Raw genomic sequence first — 19,571 nt, forward strand, 5'->3', positions numbered from 1 at the left:
GGCCGCCTCCGCTCATGGCCTCGGCGGACTCCGCCTTCACCCGAGGGTCCAGAGGGTGAGCTTCCGGCCTCCGGCGGTGATGGTTCCGCCGTCCGGGCTGAACGCGACGCACCGGATCTCGGTGTTGGCGCCGGTGCTCAGGACGGTGACGCTCTTACCGGCGGTGACGTCCCACAACGTGACGGTGCCGTCGTTGAAGCCGCCCGCCAGCAGCCCGTTCGGACCGAACGCGATGCAGGTGACGCCGGAGCCGGGACCGGCGAGGGTGGCGGCGCGCTCCCGGGACGGCACGTTCCACAGCGTGATCAGGCCGTCGTTGCGGAGGTTCGCCAGCGTCCTGCCGTCCCGCGCGAACGCCAGGGACTGCACGTCGGAGTTGGTACGGGCCAGCGTGGCGATCTGCCCGTGGGTGGAGGTGTCCCACAGGTGGAGCAGTCCGTCGCCGGCCTTGTTACCGGGATTGCCGTTGCCGCTGGCGGTGGCCAGGACGTCGCCGGACGGACCGTACGCCATCGCCTGGACCCAGTAGCCGTCGCCGCTGGTGAGCGTCGCCCTGACCGCGCGGGCGGCCGGGTCCCACACCCTGACGATCGGGGCGTCGTAGGAGAACGCCACCGCCCCGTCCTTCGGGTTGACCGCGACGCAGCCGGTGGCGCTGTTCCACAGTTCCGGCTTGGGGGAGGGGAGGGTGGTGACGGCGGCGGTGGCGATGTTCCACAGATCGATCGTCCCGTCGCCGTTGCCGACCACCAGGCCGGACCCGTCCGGGGTGAACGCCGTCGAAAAGGTCGTCCCGAACTGGGGGTTGAAAGAGGTGACCCGGTCGAGCGAGGTGTTCCACGGGTTGGTGACCTTGTGGGTGAAGGTCTTGGCGAGCCTTCTGCCGTCGACCGTCCACAGCCTGGCCTTCCCGTCGTCGCCGACGGCTGCCAGGAGGTCGCCCTTCGGGCTGAACGCCATCGACCGTACGATTCCGTCGCCCTCGAACAGGGTGACGGGAGCGCCGGGACGGAGGGACGCCCTGGTCCGGCCCGGTTCGGGGGTGCGGGAACCGCCCGCGCGCGCGGGCAGTGACCGCAGCAGGGCGACCACCGGAACGCCCGCGGCGCCCCCCAGTCCGGCCAGTAGGAAACCCCGGCGGCTCGGCCGCCGCCGACGGTCGGCCCGCGTGGTGAGCGCCGTGTCGGCGGTGTCGTGGGGGCGGTCCGTGAAATCGCGGTCGTACTGGCTGATCAGCGCGGTGACGGTGGGGGGAAGCCACCCGCCCGAGTCGGACGGGGCCGACGGGACGGCCGCGAGGCTGTCCAGGATCTGGGCGAGGCGGGGCCGTTGCTCCGGGTCCTTGGCCAGGCAGGCGCGGACCAGGCCGGCGAGGTGGGCGGGCAACCCGGTCAGGTCGGGCTCCTGGTGGACGATCCGGTAGACGATCGCCTCGGCCGACCCCGTGCCGAAGGGGCCGCTCCCCGTCGCGGCGAACGTGAGCACCGAGCCCAGCGCGAACACGTCGCTGGGCGGCCCCACGTCCAGTCCGCGTGCCTGCTCGGGGGACATGAACCCGGGCGTCCCGAGCACGGCGGTGGAGGTGTGGGCGGCGTCCAGCGCGCGGACGATGCCGAAGTCGATGACGCGGGGACCGTCGGCGGCGAGGATGATGTTGCCGGGCTTGAGGTCCCGGTGCACCAGGCCCGCGCGGTGGATGGCGGCCAGTCCCTCCGCGAGGCCCGCTCCCAGCACGCCGAGGGTCCGCGCCGGGAGCGGCCCGTCTTCCTGGACGGCCTGCAGCAGTGACGGGCCGGGGACGAAGGCCGTGACGAGCCACGGCGGGTCCGCGTGGGGATCGGCGTCGACCACCTGGGCGGTGTAGAACCCGCCGACCCTGCGGGCGGCCTCCCCCTCCATGGCGAACCGCCGCCGGAACGCCGCGTCCCCGGCGAGTTCCGGGCGGACCACCTTCACCGCGACCGGCCGTCCGCCGGGGGAGCGGCCCAGGAACACCTGCCCCATCCCGCCCCCGCCCAGTCTCCGCTCCAGCCGGTACGGTCCCACCTGGCGCGGATCACCCGGTTGCAGGGGCATCATGAGGGCACCACCTCAAATGAACATCGATGTACGGTCAACGGATTCGATGCTCTCAGGCGCCCAACCGTTCGTGGAAGTTCCGTCCGCCGACGCCGCGCGCGGCTCCGGAAGGAGAACCCTCAGCGGGACCGCAGCCAGTCGCGGTAGCGCGTGGTGGCGAGGTGGGCGCCTTCGGGTGCGGTGAGCACGTCCCCCTTGGCGGCGGCGAACAGGCCGGCGGTGTCGTCGGTGACGACGCGGCGGCCGTCGCCGGTCGCCTCCAGGGTGATGCGGCCGAGTTCGTCCAGCGGGAAGACCTCGGGCCCGGCGATGTTCCGCGTGCCCCGCAGCGGGGCGCCAGTGGCGACTTCTGCGACCGCGGCGGCGACCTCCGCGGAGCTGATGGGCTGGATCGGGGTGGACGGCAGGCGCACGACGTCACCGTCGGTGGTCGCGTCCAGCACCGCCGGGATGAACTCCATGAACTGGGTGGCGCGGACGATCGAGTACGGGACGGACCCGGCCTTCACCAGGTTCTCCTGCAGCGTCTTGGCCCGGTAGTAGGCGAGTTCGGGGACCTGGTCGACGCCCACGATCGACAGCGTGACGACGTGCCCGACGCCCGCCTTCGCCGCGGCGGCGAGCAGGTTGCCGACCGAGGTGCGGAAGAAGTCGAGGGACGCCTCGTCGAAGGTCGGTGAGTTGCTCACGTCCACCACGGCCTGGGCGCCGCGCAGCGCCTCGTCGAGGCCCTCGCCGGTGAGCAGGTCGACCCCGGTGGAGCGGGAGTGACCGGCCGCGTCGTGGCGGGCCGCGGCGAGTTCGCGGACGACCTGCGAGCCGATGAGACCGGTGCCGATGACTGCGATCTTCATGGGATGTCCTCTCCGTCCGCCGTACTCCGGCCGCCCCGCGCCGAGCACCCCTCCGACCAGGGTGTTACCCCTCCAGGGCGTAAGTGATCCCACCCCCGACATCACTACGGCGGTTCACGGCGTACGCCGTCCGCCCGCCTGTGTCCTGCCACGGCAGCGTCTCCCAGACGAACGCGGAACGGCCGGCCGCGTCGATGCCGGCGGCGCGCGGCGTGCCCGGGCCCGGCGGGTCCCCTGCCGTGCCGACCGTGTGCTGCCACGAGAAGTACCGGCGCAAGGCGGCGGCGCGGTCCTCCTCGGCGTCCTCGGTCCGGGCCTTTTCGACGGCGTAGAGACGGAGCAGGTCGTGCAGCCGGTACCGTTCGCCGGGCAGGGGCTGCACCAGGTGGGACGCGGCCAGATCGGCGAGCAGCAGCCGGGCCCGCCCGAGGGGGACCGCGATGAGCGCGGCGGCGGCCGGCGCGGGGCAGGAGCGCGTCGGCGCCAACCCCAGCGCCCGGAACATGCGCCGGGCGTCCGGGGACACCGCCGCGTACGAAAGGTCGAAGGCGGAGCGCACCGCGACGGCCGGGTCGCCGCGCAGCACCAGCCGGTCGAGCGGTCCTGCGCTCGCCAGGTCGGCCACGTACTCCGCGATGCTCGGCTGGGGACGTCCGGACAGATCGGCCGCGGCGATGCGCAGGGCGAGGGGAAGGCGGGCGCAGAGCCGCGCGAGCCCGGCGAGCGCACGCCGCTCCCGGCCGGCCCGTTCCGTGCCGAGAAGGCGGGTGAGCAGCGTCTCGGCCTCACCCTGGCCCAGGACGTCGACGGTGAAATGCCGTGCGCCGTACAGCGCGACAGCGCGGACTGGTCCCTGCGGCTGGTCGCGAGGACGGCACAGCCGGGAGTGCCCGGAAGGAGCGGGCGGATCTGCCCGGTGTCGCGGACGTCGTCCACCACGAGCAGCACCCGCCGGTCCGCCAGATGGGCGCGGAGCATGCAGGCCCGGCCCTCCAGCGACGCCGGTACCTCGCCGCGTGGGATCCCGGCGGCCTCCAGCACCTCGGCCAGGACCTCGGCCGGATCGCGCGGCGCGGGTCCGGATCCCTCCATGCGCACGTACCACTGCCCGTCGGGGAACCGGGAACGCAGCGAGTGGGCCACCCGGACGGCGAGCGCGGTCTTGCCGGCCCCGGGCATGCCGGAGACGGCGACGATGGGAACCGCGGTGTCCGTCCCCTGGCCGGTGAGCGACGTCGTGATCTGTTCGAGAAGCTCCGCCCGCCCGGTGAAACCGCCGATGTCGGGTGGAAGCTGGCAGATCGCCTTCCAGGGCGGCGCCGGCGCGTGTTCGCACGTGACGGCGGTCGTCCGTGCTCCCGGCAGCAGGTCACGGTCGTTGTCCAGGATGGCCTGATGGATCCGGCGCAGCCGCTCACCCGGATCGACGCCCAGTTCCCACCGCAGTTTCTCCGACACCTCACGGTAGGCCGTGAGGGCCTCCGCCTGGCGCCCGCAGTGGAACAGCGCGAGCATCAGCTGCTCCCAGAACCGCTCGCGCAGCCCGTACGCGCCGGTGAGCCGCCGCAGCTCGCCGACCACCAGGGAGTGCCGGCCGAGCGCGAGGTCCACGTCGACGCGCCGTTCCACGGTCTGCAGCCACAGCTCGGTGAGCCGCGGCGCCTCCTCCCGTTGCAAGGACTCGGACGGCACGTCCATGAGGGCCGGGCCGCGCCACAGGGAGAGCGCCTCGGCCAGGTGGCCGGCTTCCCCGCTCAGGTCGCCGCGCCTGGACGCGGCCCTGCCCTGACGCCTCAGGGCCTCGAACCGGTTGAGGTCAAGGGCGTCGGGTGCGATGTCGACGAGGTAGCCGTCGGCGCCGGTACGGATCACGTCGTGTCCCGAAGGGGCATGCGGGTTCAGGATCCGCCGCAGGCGCATCACATAGGTCTGGAGCGTTCCCTTGCCGTACTGCGGGGGCGCGTCACCCCACAACCGCTCGACCAGCCGGGTCACGGGAACGGGCTGGTTCGCCTCCACGAGCAGGGACGCGAGCAGCACACGATGTTTGGCCGCGGACAGCGGCAGGGATCGTCCGTCGGCGGTGACCTCGAGCGGGCCCAGGATCGCGAAGCGCATCCGCGTCTCACCCCCCCACCTGCGTATGTCCAGCGGACCGGCCACCCGGAAGCACTCGCCCCCGCGAGAGAGCTTCGGCGCGTGACGGCACGGCCTCGTTCAGATGCCCGATCCGTCTCCAGAGCCCCTCACGGTAGGGGCCGGTGCTTGCGTTCCAGTTACACCGTGCTTACTCAGTGCGCCCGTCTTCGGCGCGCCTGTCCGCCGTGCCCTCGAACGGCCGGTCCGCGTCACCCGGACGACAGCGAGAAGAGACCGGGCGCGGGCAGTCTTGCGCAACGCCGACCATGCGAGAGAGGTGGACTCCGTAGTGCGCGACGTAGCGTTCCGTGCGGCGGATTTCGGCATAGCGCGGCTGCCGCTGCTGCCGGCGGAGCATCCGGTCCCGCGACCGCCCGGAGACCTGGACTCCACAGAGGAGACGCGGGACTTCCTCCGGCGACTGGCCGCCGATCCGGTCGTCCGGGAGGCGATCGCGGTGTCCAGCGGACCTCTGGACGCGATCCTGGAGAAGGTGGCGTCCGGCGTGCCGGTCGAACCGCCGAGGCTGCGGCGGGCCGCGATCTCCGCCGCCCGCTACCTGTCCCGGATGACGTCCCGCGCGACCCCCTTCGGGCTGATGGCCGGTGTCGCCGCGGTCCACGTGGAGGACGAGCCCAAGGTGCGGATGGAGGGCCGCCATCGCAGGCGGGTCCGCGCCGACATGGGATGGCTGACCGGCGTGGTCCGGGGCTGGGAGACGGATCCGGCCGTCCTCTCGCGGCTGCGGCTGGTCGCCAACGACCTGTGCGGGGTGCGCGGCGACAGGCTCGTCCTGCCCTACATGCTGGATTCCGGCGGACGGGACCCCGACGAGGACTGGGCGCCCGACGACAGGGAACGCACGATCCGTCACACGCGGGCCGTGCGCCTGGCCATGGCCGCCGCCCGGACCCCCGTCCGCCACGCCGACCTCGTCTCCCGGCTGGCCGCGGAGTTCGGGGACGTCGACAGGTCCGTGATCGAACGGATGGTCGCCGCCCTGGTCGAGGGGGAGTTCCTGCTCACCGACCTGCGGCCGCCGGCCGACGCCGAAGACCCCGTGGACCATGTGCTCGGCGTCATGGCGGCCCTGCCCGAACACCCCGGGCGGGCGGCCCTGGCCGAGGTCCGGGACGCCCTCGGCGCCTACCAGGCCACGCCGATCGGCGAGGGGCACGCGGCCTGGCGGCGGGCGACGGCCATGATGCGCGCCCTGCGGGCGGGCGACCGCCCGATCCAGGTGGACATGGAGGTGAACGCCGACATCGTGCTGCCGCGCGACGTCGTCGCCGAGCTGGAGCGGGCGGCGTCGGTCGCGTGGCGGGTGGCCCCGCCCAAGGACGGACGGAGCGACCGGCTCGGCGACTACCGGATGCGGTTCATCGAGCGTTACGGCGTCGACGTCGCGGTCCCGGTCAAGGAGGTGATCGATCCGCAGCTCGGGATCGGGGCCCCCGGCGGTTACCTGCTGCCGCCCGGCGGAGCCCCGAAGCGGGACCACCACCCGGCCGCAGAGCCCAACGAGCGCGACGTGCTGCTGTGCGCCCTGGCCCAGCGCGCCGCCGCGGACGGGGCGCGCGAGATCGTGCTGGATGACGAGCTCGTCGGCAGGCTCACCCGCCCGGGAGCGGCCGAGGAGCCCGCGAGCTATGTGGAGGCGGCGGTCCAGATCCTCGCGGACTCCGAGGACGACCTGCGCGACGGGGACTTCCACCTGGCGCTGGCCACGCCGATGATGAACCGTCCCGGCGCGATGTTCGGACGGTTCCTCCACCTGCTTCCCGGGCTGCGATCCGACTTCGCCGCACTCGTCCGGGACATCACGGCGGACGAGGACACGGGGAGCGGCGGCACCCCCGACGGCGCCGCCGACGGGGCGTCCGCGATCGCCGCCCAACTGCAGAGCATCGTGCTGCGGCCCCGCATCCTCAACGTCACCCAGGTGCCCACGCTCACCGGGACGACCGTGCGGGCCGGCGTCTTCGCCGACCGGGCCCGGCCGGACGTGCTCGGGCTCGACGACCTGGCGGTCAGCGCCGACTACGAACGGTTCAAGGTCGTCGCGACGCGGACCGGCAGGGAGGTCGTCCCGCTGCCGTTCCACGCGCTCAACCCGACGCTGACCCTGCCGAACGCGCTGCGCCTCCTCGCCGAGATCGGGGAGGAGCGCACCCGTCCATGGCCCCTGTGGAACTGGGGCCTGGCGAACCGGCTGCCCTACCTGCCTCGGGTGCGCCACGGGCGGACCGTGCTGGCACCGGCCCGCTGGCTGCCCGATCCGCGGCTCGCCGACTCCGGCCTGAGCCCGCACGAGTGGACGCGGTGCCTTGATCGCTGGCGCGCCCGGTGGACGCCGCCCGACGTCGTCTACGCGGTGAACGGGGACCACCGGCTCCGGCTGGACCTCTCCTCCGCCGCCGGACGGCGCCTGCTGCGCGACGAACTGCTCAAACGTCCCGGCGCCGTCCTGGAGGAGGAACCGCTGGGCGGCGCGGCCGGCACCGGCTGGCTCAACGGCCATGCCCACGAGATCGTCGTCCCGCTCCGCCCGGCGCGGCCGCGCCAGGCCGCTCCCGCACCGGAGGCCCGGTCCGCCGGCCGGACGCCGATCGCGGTGCGGCGCGTGCACCAGCCCGGCGGCGAATGGCTGTACGTGAAGGTCTACGCGGCCGAGGGACGCCACGGCGAGCTGCTCACGCGGCATCTGCCGGCGCTGGTCGAACAGGCCGCGCCCGTCTGCGACCGCTGGTTCTTCCTGAGGTACCGCGACGACGAGCCGCACCTGCGCGTCCGGTTCCACGGCGAGCCGGCCGCGCTGAACGGCCGCCTCCTGCCCGTCGTCCACCGGTGGGCCGCCGCGCTCGCGGACGGCGGCCTGATCCGCGACGTCGTGCTGGACGCCTACCGACCCGAGATCGCGCGGTACGGCGGCCCGGAGCTGATCGAAGCCGCCGAACGGGTCTTCTGGGCGGACAGCGTGAGCGTGATCGAGCAGCTCGTGCTGCGCTCCCAGGGGCTGCTCGACGTGCCGCTGGAACTGCTGGCCGCGGCGAACCATCTCGATCTCGCCGCACGGCTGCACGGGCACGGCTGGCGCGAGTGGATGCTGGACGCCTACCCCAAAGGCGCCCACCATTCCGCCTTCCAGAAGCGGCGCCGCGAGGCGGTGCGCCTTCTCGGGACGGCAGGCGATGGAGGGGAGCTGGCCCGGCTTCCCGGCGGCGACCGGCTGCTCGACGGCTGGCGACGTCGCGCGCCGCACGTCGCCGCCTACGGGCGGCTGGTCCGCGCGAAGGCGGCGGAGGGCGTGCTCGAGACGGTCACCGGTCCGTTCTCCAGCGTGCTGCACCTTCACCACAACCGGATCGCCGGAATCGACCACTCCGCGGAAGGCGCCGCCACCGCCATCGCCCGCGGTGTGCTGCAGGCCGAACTCGACCGAGAACGACACAGGGACCGCACAAAAAACTGATGAACGCCGAGAAGAAGAGCCCTCGACCCATGAGCCTCGATCCGGACGCGGTCGGCCGACGCGAACGCGCCGCGCGGGTCGTCGAGACGGTCGCCGGCCTCCTGGCCGACCCCGCCCGGGTCGCCGCCATCACCGACGCGCCGGACAACGCGATGGAGCTCCCGGAAGGCCCCTGGACGCCCTGGAACGCGGTGGCGCTCAGCGACGGATACCCGGCGGTCTCCCTGCTGTTCGCCGAGCTCGGCGCCGCCGACCCGGCACGACGCGGGACGGCGCACGAGTACCTCGCCGCGGCCCTCGCCTCTCCCGCCCCCGCGCCGCAACCCCGCCTGTTCGTCGGGGCCGGTTCACTGGCCTTCGCCGCCCACGCCGCCGCGGTCGGCTTCGGAGGCTATCGGACGCTGCTGGAGAAACTGGACGAGGGCCTCGTCGCCTGGATCCGGGCCCGTGCACGCGCCGACCGCGACCGGGTTCTCACCGGCAGGCCCATCGGCCACTGGGACGGTTTCGACGTCATCTCCGGTGCCGCCGGCCTCGGGCGCTACCTGCTGGGACGCCACGAGCACGCGGGCGGCGCCGCCGGTGAGGCCCTGTGCGAGGTGCTCACCACGCTGGTCGCCGTCGCGATGGCCGACGACGTCGAGGTGGAGGGCGTGCGCGTGCCCGCCTGGTGGGTCGAGCACGGCGTGACCGCCGAACGCGTCGACCGCGGCGGGCATCTCAACTTCGGTCTGGCCCACGGCGTGTGCGGGCCGCTCGCTCTGCTCGCCTGCGCCTGGCGGGCGGGCGTGCGCGTCGACCGGCAGGACGAGGCGATGGGACGCATCGTCGCGCTCCTGGACCGATGGCGCCATGCCGACGACGCGGGGCCCACCTGGCCGATGGCGGTCAACCTGCCCGCCCTCCGCGATCTCGATCATCGCTTCGAGCGGTACCGCGAGGTCTGGTGCTACGGGGCGGCGGGCATCGCCCGGGCTCTTTACCTGGCCGGTACCGCGCTCGGCGAGAGACGGTGGCAGGACGAGGCGCACGCCGCGCTGGCCGGAGTGCACGCCCTCGCCGGAGGGGCGGTGCGCGACCACACCCTGTGCCATGGCTGGGCCGGACTTCTCCAGATCTTCCTGCGCATGGCCCACGACACCGCGTCGGACGACACCGCGCCCCATGACTACGGGGCCGCGGTGGACATGTTCGCGGGGCGGATCCTCGACGGCTTCGACCCCGACGAGCCGTTCGGATTCCGGTACGTCCACCCCACGTCCATGGGGAAGAACCGGCCGGGATTCCTGGAAGGGGCCGCGGGCATAGCGCTGGCTCTGCACTGCTACGCCACCGGCCGTCCTCCGGTCACCGGCTGGGACACCGCACTACTGCTGAACTGAGGAGCATCACCCGATGGCCTGGTCCGACATATTCGCCGATCCCGCCGAGCACGAACGCATCGACTGGGGGAGAAGCTCGGCGCGCTTCACCGCCTCACCCGACACCACGGCGCTGCTCAGCTTCCAGCGCATCGACGACTGGATACGGTACGGGCACGTCCGCTACCCCCAGTTCCAGCTGAACACGCCCAGCGGCGGCGTGCCTCCCACGATGTTCACCGTCACCCGCCCATACCTCGCGCTCAGCATGCCCGGGTACCCCGACACCGACGCCATCGCGGCCCAGCTGGAACAGGGCGCCACGCTCCGGTTCGTCAACATCGAGGACTGGTACGCGCCGATGGCCGCGCTCGCCGACCGGCTCACCCGCCTTCTCAACGCGACCATCGCGACCTACGCGTTCTACACGCCGCCCGGTGACGACGGCGTCGGCGCCCACTTCGACTCCGCGGACGTCTTCGCCCTCCAGATCGAGGGCACGAAGACCTGGCACCTGTGGGACATACCCGACGGCACCGCCTGGCAGGAGAGCCAGACCCTGCGCACCGACCGCGCCCCCGACCAGGTCGTCGAGCTCCAGCCCGGCGACGGTCTCTACATTCCCGCGGGCATGGGCCACCGTGCCTTCGCCGGTCCCGAAGGAACGCTGCACCTGTCGATCGCCGTCCGCCCCACGTCGCACCGCGAGATCGTCCGGCGATGGGCCGAGGACCTCCTCGCCGCCATCCCCCGGTTGGAGCGGCTGCCGATCCACGGTGACCGCGTCCTCCCGGTGACCGAGCTGCTGAACGCCATCGCCGCCGCTGCGGCCAAGACCGACCCCACCGAGCTTCTCGCCAGGGCCGACGTCCACCGGCCGAACACCAGCGACACTCCGCTGATCGCCGGTGTCCTCCCGCGTTCGGCAGCGAGTCGGGACACCTGACGACGCGCCTGCCGAGCCGTCGTCGCACACCGGCATGGGCGTCCGGGAAGCCGGTCATGCGCCGGAGGCATGACCGGCTTCGAGCCGCGTCTTCGGGTCGTCTCACTCCGAGGGCGGGTCGGCGGGTACCGCCACTCCGTACCGGAGGAGCCGGTCGAAGACCTCTCCCGCGGCCCGGGGACCGATCCGGCCTGTCAGGTGCCGCAGCGTCATCCTCCCGTCGCCTTTCCGGGCGAGCTCCACCTCGCCGAACGCGACGCGGTCGAGCTCGACATCGGCGTCCCCGAGCCGCAGGACGACACGATCGCCGGATTCACGCACCGACAGCACCGCGTGCGGAACCAGGTCAACGGCCTCCGGCCGACCGCCGTCCGCACCGCCTCGCATGGCAGCCATGGCCGTCCTGACCGGCCGGCGTGCGGGCGCACCGAGAGTGGCGTGCAGCACGGGTGCCACCAGTTCCGCCAGCCGCTCGTCGCTCTGTGCCTGCAACCATTCGAGGAGAGCGCCGCGCGAACGTGCCACCGCGGCGCGCAGGGCGAGGTCGTCCAGCGCGACTCGGGGAGGCAGCGCCTCGCGCAGGGCCGGCTCCTCGGACGCGGCCCGCAGCAGCGGACCGAGCAACCAGTGCGGAGTGAACTGCCTGACTCCGACGGTGACATGCAGGGACCATTCGCCCGCCGTGACACCGTTGTGGATCCACCCGCGCGGCAACCACAGGACGTCCCCGGCGCGCAGTTCGACTTCCAGGAAGGGAGTGCGCGCGCCGAAGTCGGCGGGCAGCTCACCGGTCCGCACCGAGCCGGGCGTCATCGGGTCGGGCACCGCCGGCTCGAAGATCTGCCAGGTCTTGGCGCCCTCGGTCTGGATCAGGAAACCGGAGTGCCCGTCCCAGTGGTGGGCGAACCCACGCGACCGTGGCGGCGTGAGATAGGCGTTCGCCTGGACCGGATGGCCGATCTCGGCGGTCAGCGCACGGCAGAACGCGATGAGCGGAGCGTGCTCCTCGTCCAGGCCCTGGATCAGCAAGGTGCTCCCCTCCCGCAGCCGGTCGCCGAGCCCCACGGGGTCGATGGCGCCGGCGAGGGTGTAGCTCCGGGCGTCGACGAACCCACCGGCCGACATCGCCACCCGGGAAGGGGCCAGCGCCCGTTCCGCGACGAGCGCGTCGACCGCGTCGAACGACAGCAGCGACCGCGCCCACGCGGCATCGGAGCGGTGGACCGCTGGCCGCCCGGGCCATGACCGGCGGAAGTCCGCGGCCCGCCCGGTCAGCCGGGCGAGCGGGCCGTCCTCGACGTTCTCGTGTTCCATCCGGTCACCTCGTACCGTGTTCATCTGGCCGTCTCATTCGGGTTCATCCGGCCGCCTCGTACTGTGCGGCCTGGGCGCGGTACATCGCGGCGTACACGCCGTCGCTCCTCAGCAGCCGGTCATGGGTGCCCTGCTCGACCACCACGCCCCCGTCGAGCACGTAGATGCGGTCGGCCCGTGCCACCGAGGCGAGCCGGTGCGTGATGAGGATGACGGTGCGGCCGCGTCCGGCCAGTTCCATGATCCGATCAAAGATCTCAATTTCGGCGGTCGGGTCCAGCGCGGACGTCGGCTCGTCGACGACGAGCACGGGCGCGTCGCGGTACCAGGCCCGCGCCAGGCCGAGCCGCTGCCACTGCCCGCCGGACAGGTTGGTGCCGCCCCAGAACTCCCGCGCCAGGAGCGTGTCCCATCCGTCGTCGAGACGCGCGACCACGGGCTCCGCGCCCATCGCCGCCGCCGCGCGGCGCAGCAGCCGCTCGTCGAGCGGCCGGTCCGCGCGCCCGACGGCCACGTTCATCCGGGCGGTGAACGGCCACTGCACGAAATCCTGGGAGACCAGCGAGATCCGGTCGAAGAGGTCGCGCCGGTCGACCAGGTTGGTGGGGACGCCGTCCCACAGCACGGCGCCCTCGGACGGCACGTACAGGCCCGCGAGGAGTTTGGCCAGCGTCGACTTGCCGGAGCCGTTCTCGCCGACGAAGGCGACGACCTCACCGCGCCGGACGCGCACGTCGACGCCGTCCAGCGCCGGCCTGCGCGCCCCCGGATAGGTGAAGCACAGCCGATGGGTGGAGATGACCTCGGGATCCCCAGGCAGCCGCGCGCCCGGAGAAGGGATCGCCGACTCGTCCGCCCGCGTGCACGCCCGCCTCCAGTCGGCGATGTACATCGCGTCCTCATGAATCGTCTGCGTCTGCATCACCAGCGACGTCAGGCTCATCGAGCTGGACCGGATGGCGAACGCCGCCGTGCCGGCCACCGCGAACGACATCCGGCCGGTGGCCACCAGGAACGCCAGCAGCCCGTAGGCGTACGCACCGGCCGCGCCCGAGACGGCGCCGGCGATCATCTTGACGCAGGCCTCGCGCCGGGCCAGTCTCGCCTGCTCTTGCTCCGAGTGCATCGCCAGCCGCCGGTAATGGTGCAGCAGGAACCGCCCCATCCGATGGACCCGGACCTCCTCGGCGCTCTCCCGGTGCGTCAGCAGCATCGACAACTGGTCGAGCTGGCGCGTCAGTTCCATCCAACGGGTGATCGACGCGTGCCGGGCGCCCACCGTCCGCGCCATTCCCCACGCCTGCGGCACCAGGGTGAGCAGCAGCAGGGGAACCAGCAGCGCATCCATCGTGGCCAGCACCGCCACGGCGGCCACGATCGCCATCAGCCCGCCGCTCAGGCCGACGACGCGTTCGGTCACCCGGCGCGTGGCGTCCGCGCCCCGCTGCGCCGCCAGGAGCAGGTTGTGGAAGGCGGGATCCTCCATCCGGGCCAGCTCCACCTCGGCCGCCCGCTCCAGGAGGGCGGTGTGCGCCGACCGGGAGATGCGCGGGCCCAGCCGCCCCGACGCGCCCGTCGTCAGCGCGCCGGACAGGCCCCTGACCATCATGGCCACGACCATGACGACCAGCACCGAGGTCAGCATCTCGACCTTGCGGCCGGCCGGCCCCGCCGAGAACATCCCGGTGAGCAGGCGCTGGGTGGTCAGATAGGTCACGGTCGTGGCCGCCGCGCTCGCCAGCTGACCGGCCGCCACCGCGAGCAGCCCCCACCGGTCGGCCCGCCAGCCGAGCCTGGCCGTCATGCCGACGAGCACGGGAAGCCGCCAGAGAGCGGCCGGCCCGCCGCCCGCCGTGTCCCTGTCCTTCTCGTGGGCGATGCGCAGACCCGGTCCGAACAGGGGATCGGGACCTGCGACCATGTCCTGCCGATGCCGCGGCCCGTGCGAACGCTTCCGCGCACGGGCCGCCGCACCCGTCGTCACGAGTCTTCCTCCCAGGGGAGACGGCGATCAGCAGAAGCAGGGACGGCCGGTCCCTCCGCACGTGTTGGCGCAGGTGGGGCAGTTGTAGAGAGTGGGATGGCCGGTCGGGTCGCAGGGGTAGACGCAGTCGGTGCTCGCGGCCATCATGATGCCGCCGGCCTGCTGGGCCGCGGTGCGGAAGTGCGCCTCCCAGCCGAACCCGGCCGCTCCCTCGACCTGCGGGTCGAGATCGAATTCACCCATCGTGTGGTCCTCCTCGCGGTGCCTCGCACCGCTTCGTCCAGCGCTGACGCACCGGGCCGCGGGACCGCGCCGACCGGCGCGAACGCAGCCCGATCAGCCCCCAGGGGGCGGGGACTGATCCGCAAGGTTGCCGGGTGTCGCTGTCATCCGGATATCTCCGGACTGACGCGCCCGCCGCCTGCCGACGGACCGGCCAGGCACGCCGTAGGACTCGTGTGTGCCGCCGACACCGCCGACTCGACGAACACGTCGCGGAAACCGAACTCCTCATAACTGCGCGTGGTCTTTCCTCGTCTTCGGCGGAGTGCCCGACGGGCTCGTCCGCGACGGCCGCCTATTACCCTCGCCGAATCTCGCCGACGTCAAGAATCAGCCCGCACGTTCACCGGCCGATCGACTGTCCGGCACCGATACGCTTCTGTCCAAGCGACGGCGCCGGCTCTCCTGGGAAGCGACCTTCATGACAGAGATCCCACCTTCTGCGGAACTGCGTACCGACGAGCCGCACCCCGCGCGGGTTTACGACTTCTACCTCGGCGGCAAGGACCATTTCGGCGTCGACCGCGAGTTCGGCCAGCGGGTTCTGAACATCTGCCCGCAGTTGCGGCCGCTGGCGCAGGCCAACCGCAGGTTCCTGGTGCGCTCTGTCGGCCTGCTCGCGCGCGAGTACGGAATCCGGCAGTTCCTGGACCTCGGCACCGGATTGCCGACGTCACCCAACCTGCACGAGGTCGCCCAGAGCATCGCCCCCGACTCCCGGGTCGTGTACGTCGACAACGACCCCATCGTGCTCGTCCATGCCCGTGCGTTGCTGACCAGCCATCCTGAGGGCGTCACCGACTACATCGACTCGGACGTCGTCGACATCGACCGCATCATCCAGCAGGCCGCCCGGACGCTCGACTTCAGCCGGCCCGTCGCCGTCAGTGCGCTGGCCCTGTTCCACTTCCTGCCCGACCCCAAGCCCGCTGAACTGCTGGCCCGTCTCCGCGACCGGCTGGTCCCCGGCAGTTTCCTGACGATCAGCCATGTGCTCCCGGCTCTCCGCGACGTCGCCGCCGCGTACCAAGGGGCGATGGGCCTGGGCACCCTGCGCGACAGGGACGAGATCACGGCCCTGTTCGGCGACTTCGAACTTCTCGAGCCGGGCCTGGTCGAACCGTACCTCTGGCGGCCCGAACTGGGGCCCCACGGGGAGGAGTTCGGCGACGAGATCGCGAATCTGGGAGTCTGCGCGGTCGCCCGTAAGCCGACGGAGTGATTCAGGCTCGCCGTCCGCTTCGACGCCCGTCCGCCCCCTGGACCTAATCGTCTACTTCTGCTGAGTCGGCCACTCGCCGTGCCTCGGCGGACTCTTCGGGCCGCACAAGCGCGCCGCTACCGCTGCCCGTCCCTTTCACCCAGGGCGTGCTCGCGAGCGGCCTTCGCTTCCTCGCCCACCATGTGGTGCACGGTCGTGCCCGGCAGAGTGGGCAACTCGGCCCAATGGGTGACCGGCTCGATGGAGTCGGTGAGCAAGTCGGTGCCTTTCCGGCCGTAGGGCGGGCGGACGACACCGTCAGAGTCGACGAAGCAGTCGCGGTACTCACGCCCGTCCTCAGCGATGTGAAGGGTGGTGTAGTACATCGGCCTCACCAGCCAGAATTCCTGCCCGGCGTACGGATCGCCCTCGTCCGCATCGTTGGAGCGATAACGGCCCGAGATAGCGGCGGCCACGGGAATTCCGTCCCTCGGCACCCTGTCCCGTACGTCCACCCACTCCACCTCCGCGCGCATGTCCCTCCCGGTTGCGATCCTTTGTCAGGTACGGCCAGTTTCGCATTCCTGCCCCTGGGCCGTCCGCCTAATGCTTCCGGGGGCGCCGCGTTCGGGGCCGCCCCGGATGGCGGTTCCCATGCCCACTCCCTGAGCGGCGGTCCGGGCCATGGCACGTCCGTCGCTGCCGCTCCTGGTCGACGCCTTGAAAGATAGTCTCAGATGAGACTTTCTCGTATGATGCCTATGTGGGGCCGGAAGGCATGGTCGATCACGGAGGAGAACAATGCGTTTTCAGAGGTCCGCCCGCGCCGGCGCGCATCAGTCCGTTCAGGTGCCCGCGACCGTCAACTGGGCGCTGGCCGGCATCGCGGTGCTGCTCGTCGGACACGTGTTCGCCTGGCTGTATCCGCCGCAGGGACTCACGGACGTCTTCCACCTGGTCTGGGGCCTGGCGTACGCATGGCTGGCACTGCTTCTGCGGCAGCCGCGCCCGTGGGCCCGCAACTGGCTGACGGGCCTGATGGCGGTTCAGCTCGTCGGCAGGCTGGTGGTGTTCGCGCACGACGACCGGATGCTGCTCCGCACGCTCGTCGTCATCGGCTGGGTGGTGACGCTGGCCGTATTGGCCTTGCTGTGGTCCGCTCCCTCCCGCCGGTACTTCGCGTCACGACAGGGCTGAACCGGCGAACGTGCCTTCCCAGGACCGTCCCCGCCCTCTCCGCCGGGGACGGTCCTGGGTGTCTGCGGTGCATCCTCAGTGGCTCACTCCGCCTTGGCGGCCTCCAGGACGGGCACGGCCGCGGCCCGGCGTGCGGGCAGCGACGACGTCGCCAGCGTCGCCACCGCCGCGCCCGCCGTCACCAGCGGGAACAGCCACCACGGCGGATCCGGGCGCAGGAACGAACTGCCGGTCGTCACGTGCAGCAGTGCCAGCGTGCCGGTCGCGATCGCGAGGCCGAGGAGCGTGCCGAGGGCGACCACGGTGGCCGCCTCCCAGCGGACGATCGAGCGGATCTGCCTCATGGTCGCCCCCACGGCGCCCAGCAGCCCGAATTCCCGGGTGCGTTCGGCGACGCTCATCGACACCGTGGTCGCCATTCCGAACAGCGCGAGCAGCAGCGCCATGCCGACGAAACCATAGGTCGCCCGCAGTGCGCGGGTGAGAGAGGCCGACGCCGCGTCCACGTACGCGTCTCGGTCGAGGACCCGCACGCCCGGCACCGCGGCCACGGCGCGCGCCAGGGCTTGCGGGGAGCCGCCCCGCACCAGGACCGCCTGGGTCGCGGCGTTGGTGTCGAGCCGATCCATCGTCGCGGGCGCCACGAGCGCCTGCTCGGCGAACAGGTGAGACGGGTCGTGGTAGACGCCTGCCACCGTCAGTGTGACCCGGCCCTGAGCGCCCCGCACGACGATCTGCTCGCCGCGCGGGAGCCCCCGTTCCTTCATGACGGTCGACGACAGCGCGATCTGTCCAGGACGCAGCGCGGGCGGCCGGCCGCCCAGCCGCAGGACGTCGCGCAGCCCGGCCTGCTCGGCGCCGGTGACGAGGAAGCGGAACGGCTCCGGCTCTTCGTCCGGTCCGCTCCGGTCCGACGGCGATACGAGCTTGACCTGGGTCTGGGTGAGGGCGGTGGCCCGCGACACCCCGGGCGTGCCCGCCAGCCGGGCCGCCACGTCCCGGGCCAGCGGGGCGGGCCCGCCCTCGGCGGTCCTGGCGGTCGAGGCGACCGCGTGCTCGGCCGCCATCACCTGCCGTCCCGCCTCCTGGAACCGGTCGTGCACCGACAGCGTGACCATCGCCACGGAGGCGACCAGCGCGACGCCCAGCATCAGCGACGAGGCGGCCGACGACACCCGGCGCGGGCTGCGGGTGATGGTGGCGTGCGCCAGCCGTCCGGTCTCCCCGCCGACCGACGTCCCGACGCGGCCCACCAGCCCGCCCAGCGGCCCGACGAAGAACGGGGTGAGGACGGCCAGCCCGGTCACGGTCAGCATCGAACCAAAAGTGATCATCAGTGCGACCCCGAACGTGCGGTCCGGGCCGGGGGGTTCGCCGACGCGCACCGCCACCGCCACCGCGTACCAGAAGCCCGCACCGGCGAAGATCGCGGACGCGGCGAGCAGCCGCGGCCGGCGCCGTCCCCGGGGTTCGGTGACGGTGCTGCGCAACGCCTGCACGGGCGAGACGCCCGCGGCGCGGTGCGCCGCCCGCCAGGCGGCCAGCTGGGTGACCAGGATCCCGGCCGCGGCGGGGACGGCCAACGCGACCCAGCCGAACTGGGCGTCGGCGGCCGAGACGTCGAAGCCGTCCCGCGCGAACAGCCGGGTGAGCAGCGCCGACAGCGGATAGCCCGCGGCCACCCCGCCCACCGAGGCGATCGCGCCCATCACCAGCGCCTCCAGCCGTATCAGCCGCTTGATCTGCCGCGGCGTGGCGCCGATCGCGCCGAGCAGCGCCAGCCGCCGGGTGCGCTGGCGTACCAGGGTGCCGAACGTGTTGGCCACCACGAACAGGCCGACGAAGATCGCGACGGACGCGAGCATGCCGACGATGCCGGCGATCGAGGCGCCCTCGCCCGCCGCGGCGGCGGTCTGCGCCTGCCGTACGGACTGCGCGGTGTGCACCGTGGCCGCGCCGCCCAGGTCGCGGGCGAGGTCGGCGCGCAGCCGGTCGGCGGGCACGCCCGGGGCGGTCTTCACCCAGACGCTCTGCCAGGTGCCCCCGGGCAGCATCGCGGCACGCCGCACGGTCTCGGGCGGGGCCAGCACCAGGTCGCCGGCGGCCACCGCGTCGTGGCCCTGGACGGTGACGACCCCGGCGATCCGCACCCGGCGCGTCTCACGGGGCAGCGTCAGCGTCATCGTGTCGCCGACGCGCAGCTTCCCAGCGCGTGACATGTGCCGGACGACCGCCACTTCGCCGTCGCCGGCGGGGGCGCGCCCCGCCTCCAGCCGGTAGGGATTCAGCCGTGGGTCGGAGACCCAGGGACGCAGCAGCGTACGGCCCTCGGCCGACGCCGTGATCGCCTTCCCGTCGAGACGCGCGGCCGTCACCGCCACCGCGACGTCCCCGGCGACCGCCGCCACTCCCGGCCGGGACTCGACCTGGTCAAGGCGGATCCGGCCGTCCGGCGGCGCGTACGGGTCGTCCGCATCCACCGTCCCGCCCTGCACGAGCACGTCCGCGCGGAAGTACTCGCTGGCGTCGCTGCCCGACACCGCCTCCTGCGCGCGCAGCGCGAACTGCAGCGAACCCGCGATGAGCGCGATCGAACCCAGTGCCGCCAGCAGCGTGGCGGTCAGCCGCATCCAGCCCTCGGTGAACGAACGGCGCGCGATGAGCCACATGGCGTTGTCCACGGCGTCAGCCCTCCATCGCGCGCATGCGGGCGTGCACGGCGTCGATGGTCGGGGCGGCCAG

At 72.7% G+C, this 19,571-nt stretch carries 13 protein-coding genes and 1 pseudogene; 5 read left to right on the plus strand and 9 right to left on the minus strand.

Going from position 1 to position 19,571, the window contains the following annotated elements; genetic code table 11:
* Window positions 1-36: 36 nt before the first annotated feature.
* The 4 genes and pseudogenes from ABD811_RS33920 to ABD811_RS44065 form a co-directional block, all read right to left on the minus strand.
* Window positions 37-2,079 (minus strand): WD40 repeat domain-containing serine/threonine protein kinase, encoded by a 2,043-nt coding sequence (locus tag ABD811_RS33920; protein WP_344955941.1) that lies wholly within the window; start codon window positions 2,077-2,079, stop codon window positions 37-39.
* Window positions 2,080-2,198: 119 nt separating this feature from the next.
* The gene (locus ABD811_RS33925; protein WP_344955943.1) at window positions 2,199-2,933 is read right to left on the minus strand and encodes an SDR family oxidoreductase; all 735 of its coding nucleotides are present in this window, start codon (window positions 2,931-2,933) and stop codon (window positions 2,199-2,201) included.
* 64 nt (window positions 2,934-2,997) lie between these two features.
* On the minus strand, window positions 2,998-3,558 hold the full coding sequence (locus tag ABD811_RS33930; RefSeq protein ID WP_344955945.1) for a hypothetical protein: 561 nt from the start codon (window positions 3,556-3,558) through the stop codon (window positions 2,998-3,000).
* A 236-nt stretch (window positions 3,559-3,794) separates the two neighbouring features.
* Window positions 3,795-5,051 (minus strand): annotated as a pseudogene (locus tag ABD811_RS44065) (AfsR/SARP family transcriptional regulator); the annotation flags it as partial.
* Window positions 5,052-5,361: 310 nt separating this feature from the next.
* On the opposite strand from ABD811_RS44065, the gene ABD811_RS33935 reads away from it, so the two are divergent.
* Genes ABD811_RS33935 through ABD811_RS33945 form a run of 3 tightly spaced genes read left to right on the plus strand, consistent with a single transcriptional unit; the run spans window position 5,362 to window position 10,851 of the window.
* Window positions 5,362-8,544, plus strand: coding sequence for a lantibiotic dehydratase (locus ABD811_RS33935; protein WP_344955947.1), 3,183 nt, complete (start codon window positions 5,362-5,364; stop codon window positions 8,542-8,544).
* Window positions 8,545-8,573: 29 nt separating this feature from the next.
* Window positions 8,574-9,926 carry a lanthionine synthetase C family protein gene (locus ABD811_RS33940; RefSeq protein WP_344955948.1) on the plus strand — a complete coding sequence of 451 codons (1,353 nt, stop codon included), beginning with the start codon at window positions 8,574-8,576 and terminating at the stop codon, window positions 9,924-9,926.
* Between the two features lie 13 nt (window positions 9,927-9,939).
* Window positions 9,940-10,851, plus strand: coding sequence for a JmjC domain-containing protein (locus ABD811_RS33945; RefSeq protein WP_344955951.1), 912 nt, complete (start codon window positions 9,940-9,942; stop codon window positions 10,849-10,851).
* A gap of 102 nt (window positions 10,852-10,953) precedes the next feature.
* Here the strand turns inward: ABD811_RS33945 and ABD811_RS33950 are convergent, their stop codons facing one another.
* The 3 genes from ABD811_RS33950 to ABD811_RS33960 all read right to left on the minus strand — a co-directional run bounded on the left by ABD811_RS33950 (window position 10,954) and on the right by ABD811_RS33960 (window position 14,392).
* Window positions 10,954-12,189: a cupin domain-containing protein gene (locus ABD811_RS33950; protein WP_344955953.1), complete on the minus strand. Its 1,236-nt coding sequence runs from the start codon at window positions 12,187-12,189 to the stop codon at window positions 10,954-10,956.
* A gap of 19 nt (window positions 12,190-12,208) precedes the next feature.
* Entirely contained in the window at window positions 12,209-14,086 is a 1,878-nt protein-coding gene (locus ABD811_RS33955) for an ABC transporter ATP-binding protein (protein WP_344955956.1), read from the minus strand.
* Window positions 14,087-14,176: 90 nt separating this feature from the next.
* Complete coding sequence (locus ABD811_RS33960) at window positions 14,177-14,392, minus strand: hypothetical protein (protein WP_344955958.1); 216 nt, start codon at window positions 14,390-14,392, stop codon at window positions 14,177-14,179.
* Between the two features lie 460 nt (window positions 14,393-14,852).
* Here ABD811_RS33960 and ABD811_RS33965 point away from each other — a divergent pair, with 460 nt between their 5' ends.
* On the plus strand, window positions 14,853-15,653 hold the full coding sequence (locus ABD811_RS33965) for an SAM-dependent methyltransferase (protein ID WP_344955961.1): 801 nt from the start codon (window positions 14,853-14,855) through the stop codon (window positions 15,651-15,653).
* Window positions 15,654-15,769: 116 nt separating this feature from the next.
* Here ABD811_RS33965 and ABD811_RS33970 read toward each other — a convergent pair whose 3' ends face one another.
* Window positions 15,770-16,168 (minus strand): AQJ64_40280 family protein, encoded by a 399-nt coding sequence (locus ABD811_RS33970; protein WP_344955963.1) that lies wholly within the window; start codon window positions 16,166-16,168, stop codon window positions 15,770-15,772.
* A 265-nt stretch (window positions 16,169-16,433) separates the two neighbouring features.
* On the opposite strand from ABD811_RS33970, the gene ABD811_RS33975 reads away from it, so the two are divergent.
* Window positions 16,434-16,829 carry a hypothetical protein gene (locus tag ABD811_RS33975; RefSeq protein ID WP_344955964.1) on the plus strand — a complete coding sequence of 132 codons (396 nt, stop codon included), beginning with the start codon at window positions 16,434-16,436 and terminating at the stop codon, window positions 16,827-16,829.
* 83 nt (window positions 16,830-16,912) lie between these two features.
* Here the strand turns inward: ABD811_RS33975 and ABD811_RS33980 are convergent, their stop codons facing one another.
* Window positions 16,913-19,510: an ABC transporter permease gene (locus ABD811_RS33980; RefSeq protein WP_344955966.1), complete on the minus strand. Its 2,598-nt coding sequence runs from the start codon at window positions 19,508-19,510 to the stop codon at window positions 16,913-16,915.
* Window positions 19,511-19,571 lie beyond the last annotated feature (61 nt).

The organism is Actinomadura miaoliensis (assembly GCF_039536785.1).
GTDB classification, from domain to species: domain Bacteria; phylum Actinomycetota; class Actinomycetes; order Streptosporangiales; family Streptosporangiaceae; genus Spirillospora; species Spirillospora miaoliensis.

What these genes read in the sequence shown, in the direction of transcription:
- ABD811_RS33920 (WP_344955941.1), bottom strand. Translation starts at nt 2,079, where the DNA reads ATGATGCCCCTGCAACCGGGTGATCCGCGCCAGGTGGGACCGTACCGG.
- ABD811_RS33925 (WP_344955943.1), bottom strand. Translation starts at nt 2,933, where the DNA reads ATGAAGATCGCAGTCATCGGCACCGGTCTCATCGGCTCGCAGGTCGTC.
- ABD811_RS33940 (WP_344955948.1), top strand. Translation starts at nt 8,574, where the DNA reads ATGAGCCTCGATCCGGACGCGGTCGGCCGACGCGAACGCGCCGCGCGG.
- ABD811_RS33945 (WP_344955951.1), top strand. Translation starts at nt 9,940, where the DNA reads ATGGCCTGGTCCGACATATTCGCCGATCCCGCCGAGCACGAACGCATC.
- ABD811_RS33950 (WP_344955953.1), bottom strand. Translation starts at nt 12,189, where the DNA reads ATGAACACGGTACGAGGTGACCGGATGGAACACGAGAACGTCGAGGAC.
- ABD811_RS33955 (WP_344955956.1), bottom strand. Translation starts at nt 14,086, where the DNA reads ATGGTCGCAGGTCCCGATCCCCTGTTCGGACCGGGTCTGCGCATCGCC.
- ABD811_RS33960 (WP_344955958.1), bottom strand. Translation starts at nt 14,392, where the DNA reads ATGGGTGAATTCGATCTCGACCCGCAGGTCGAGGGAGCGGCCGGGTTC.
- ABD811_RS33965 (WP_344955961.1), top strand. Translation starts at nt 14,853, where the DNA reads ATGACAGAGATCCCACCTTCTGCGGAACTGCGTACCGACGAGCCGCAC.
- ABD811_RS33970 (WP_344955963.1), bottom strand. Translation starts at nt 16,168, where the DNA reads ATGCGCGCGGAGGTGGAGTGGGTGGACGTACGGGACAGGGTGCCGAGG.
- ABD811_RS33975 (WP_344955964.1), top strand. Translation starts at nt 16,434, where the DNA reads ATGCGTTTTCAGAGGTCCGCCCGCGCCGGCGCGCATCAGTCCGTTCAG.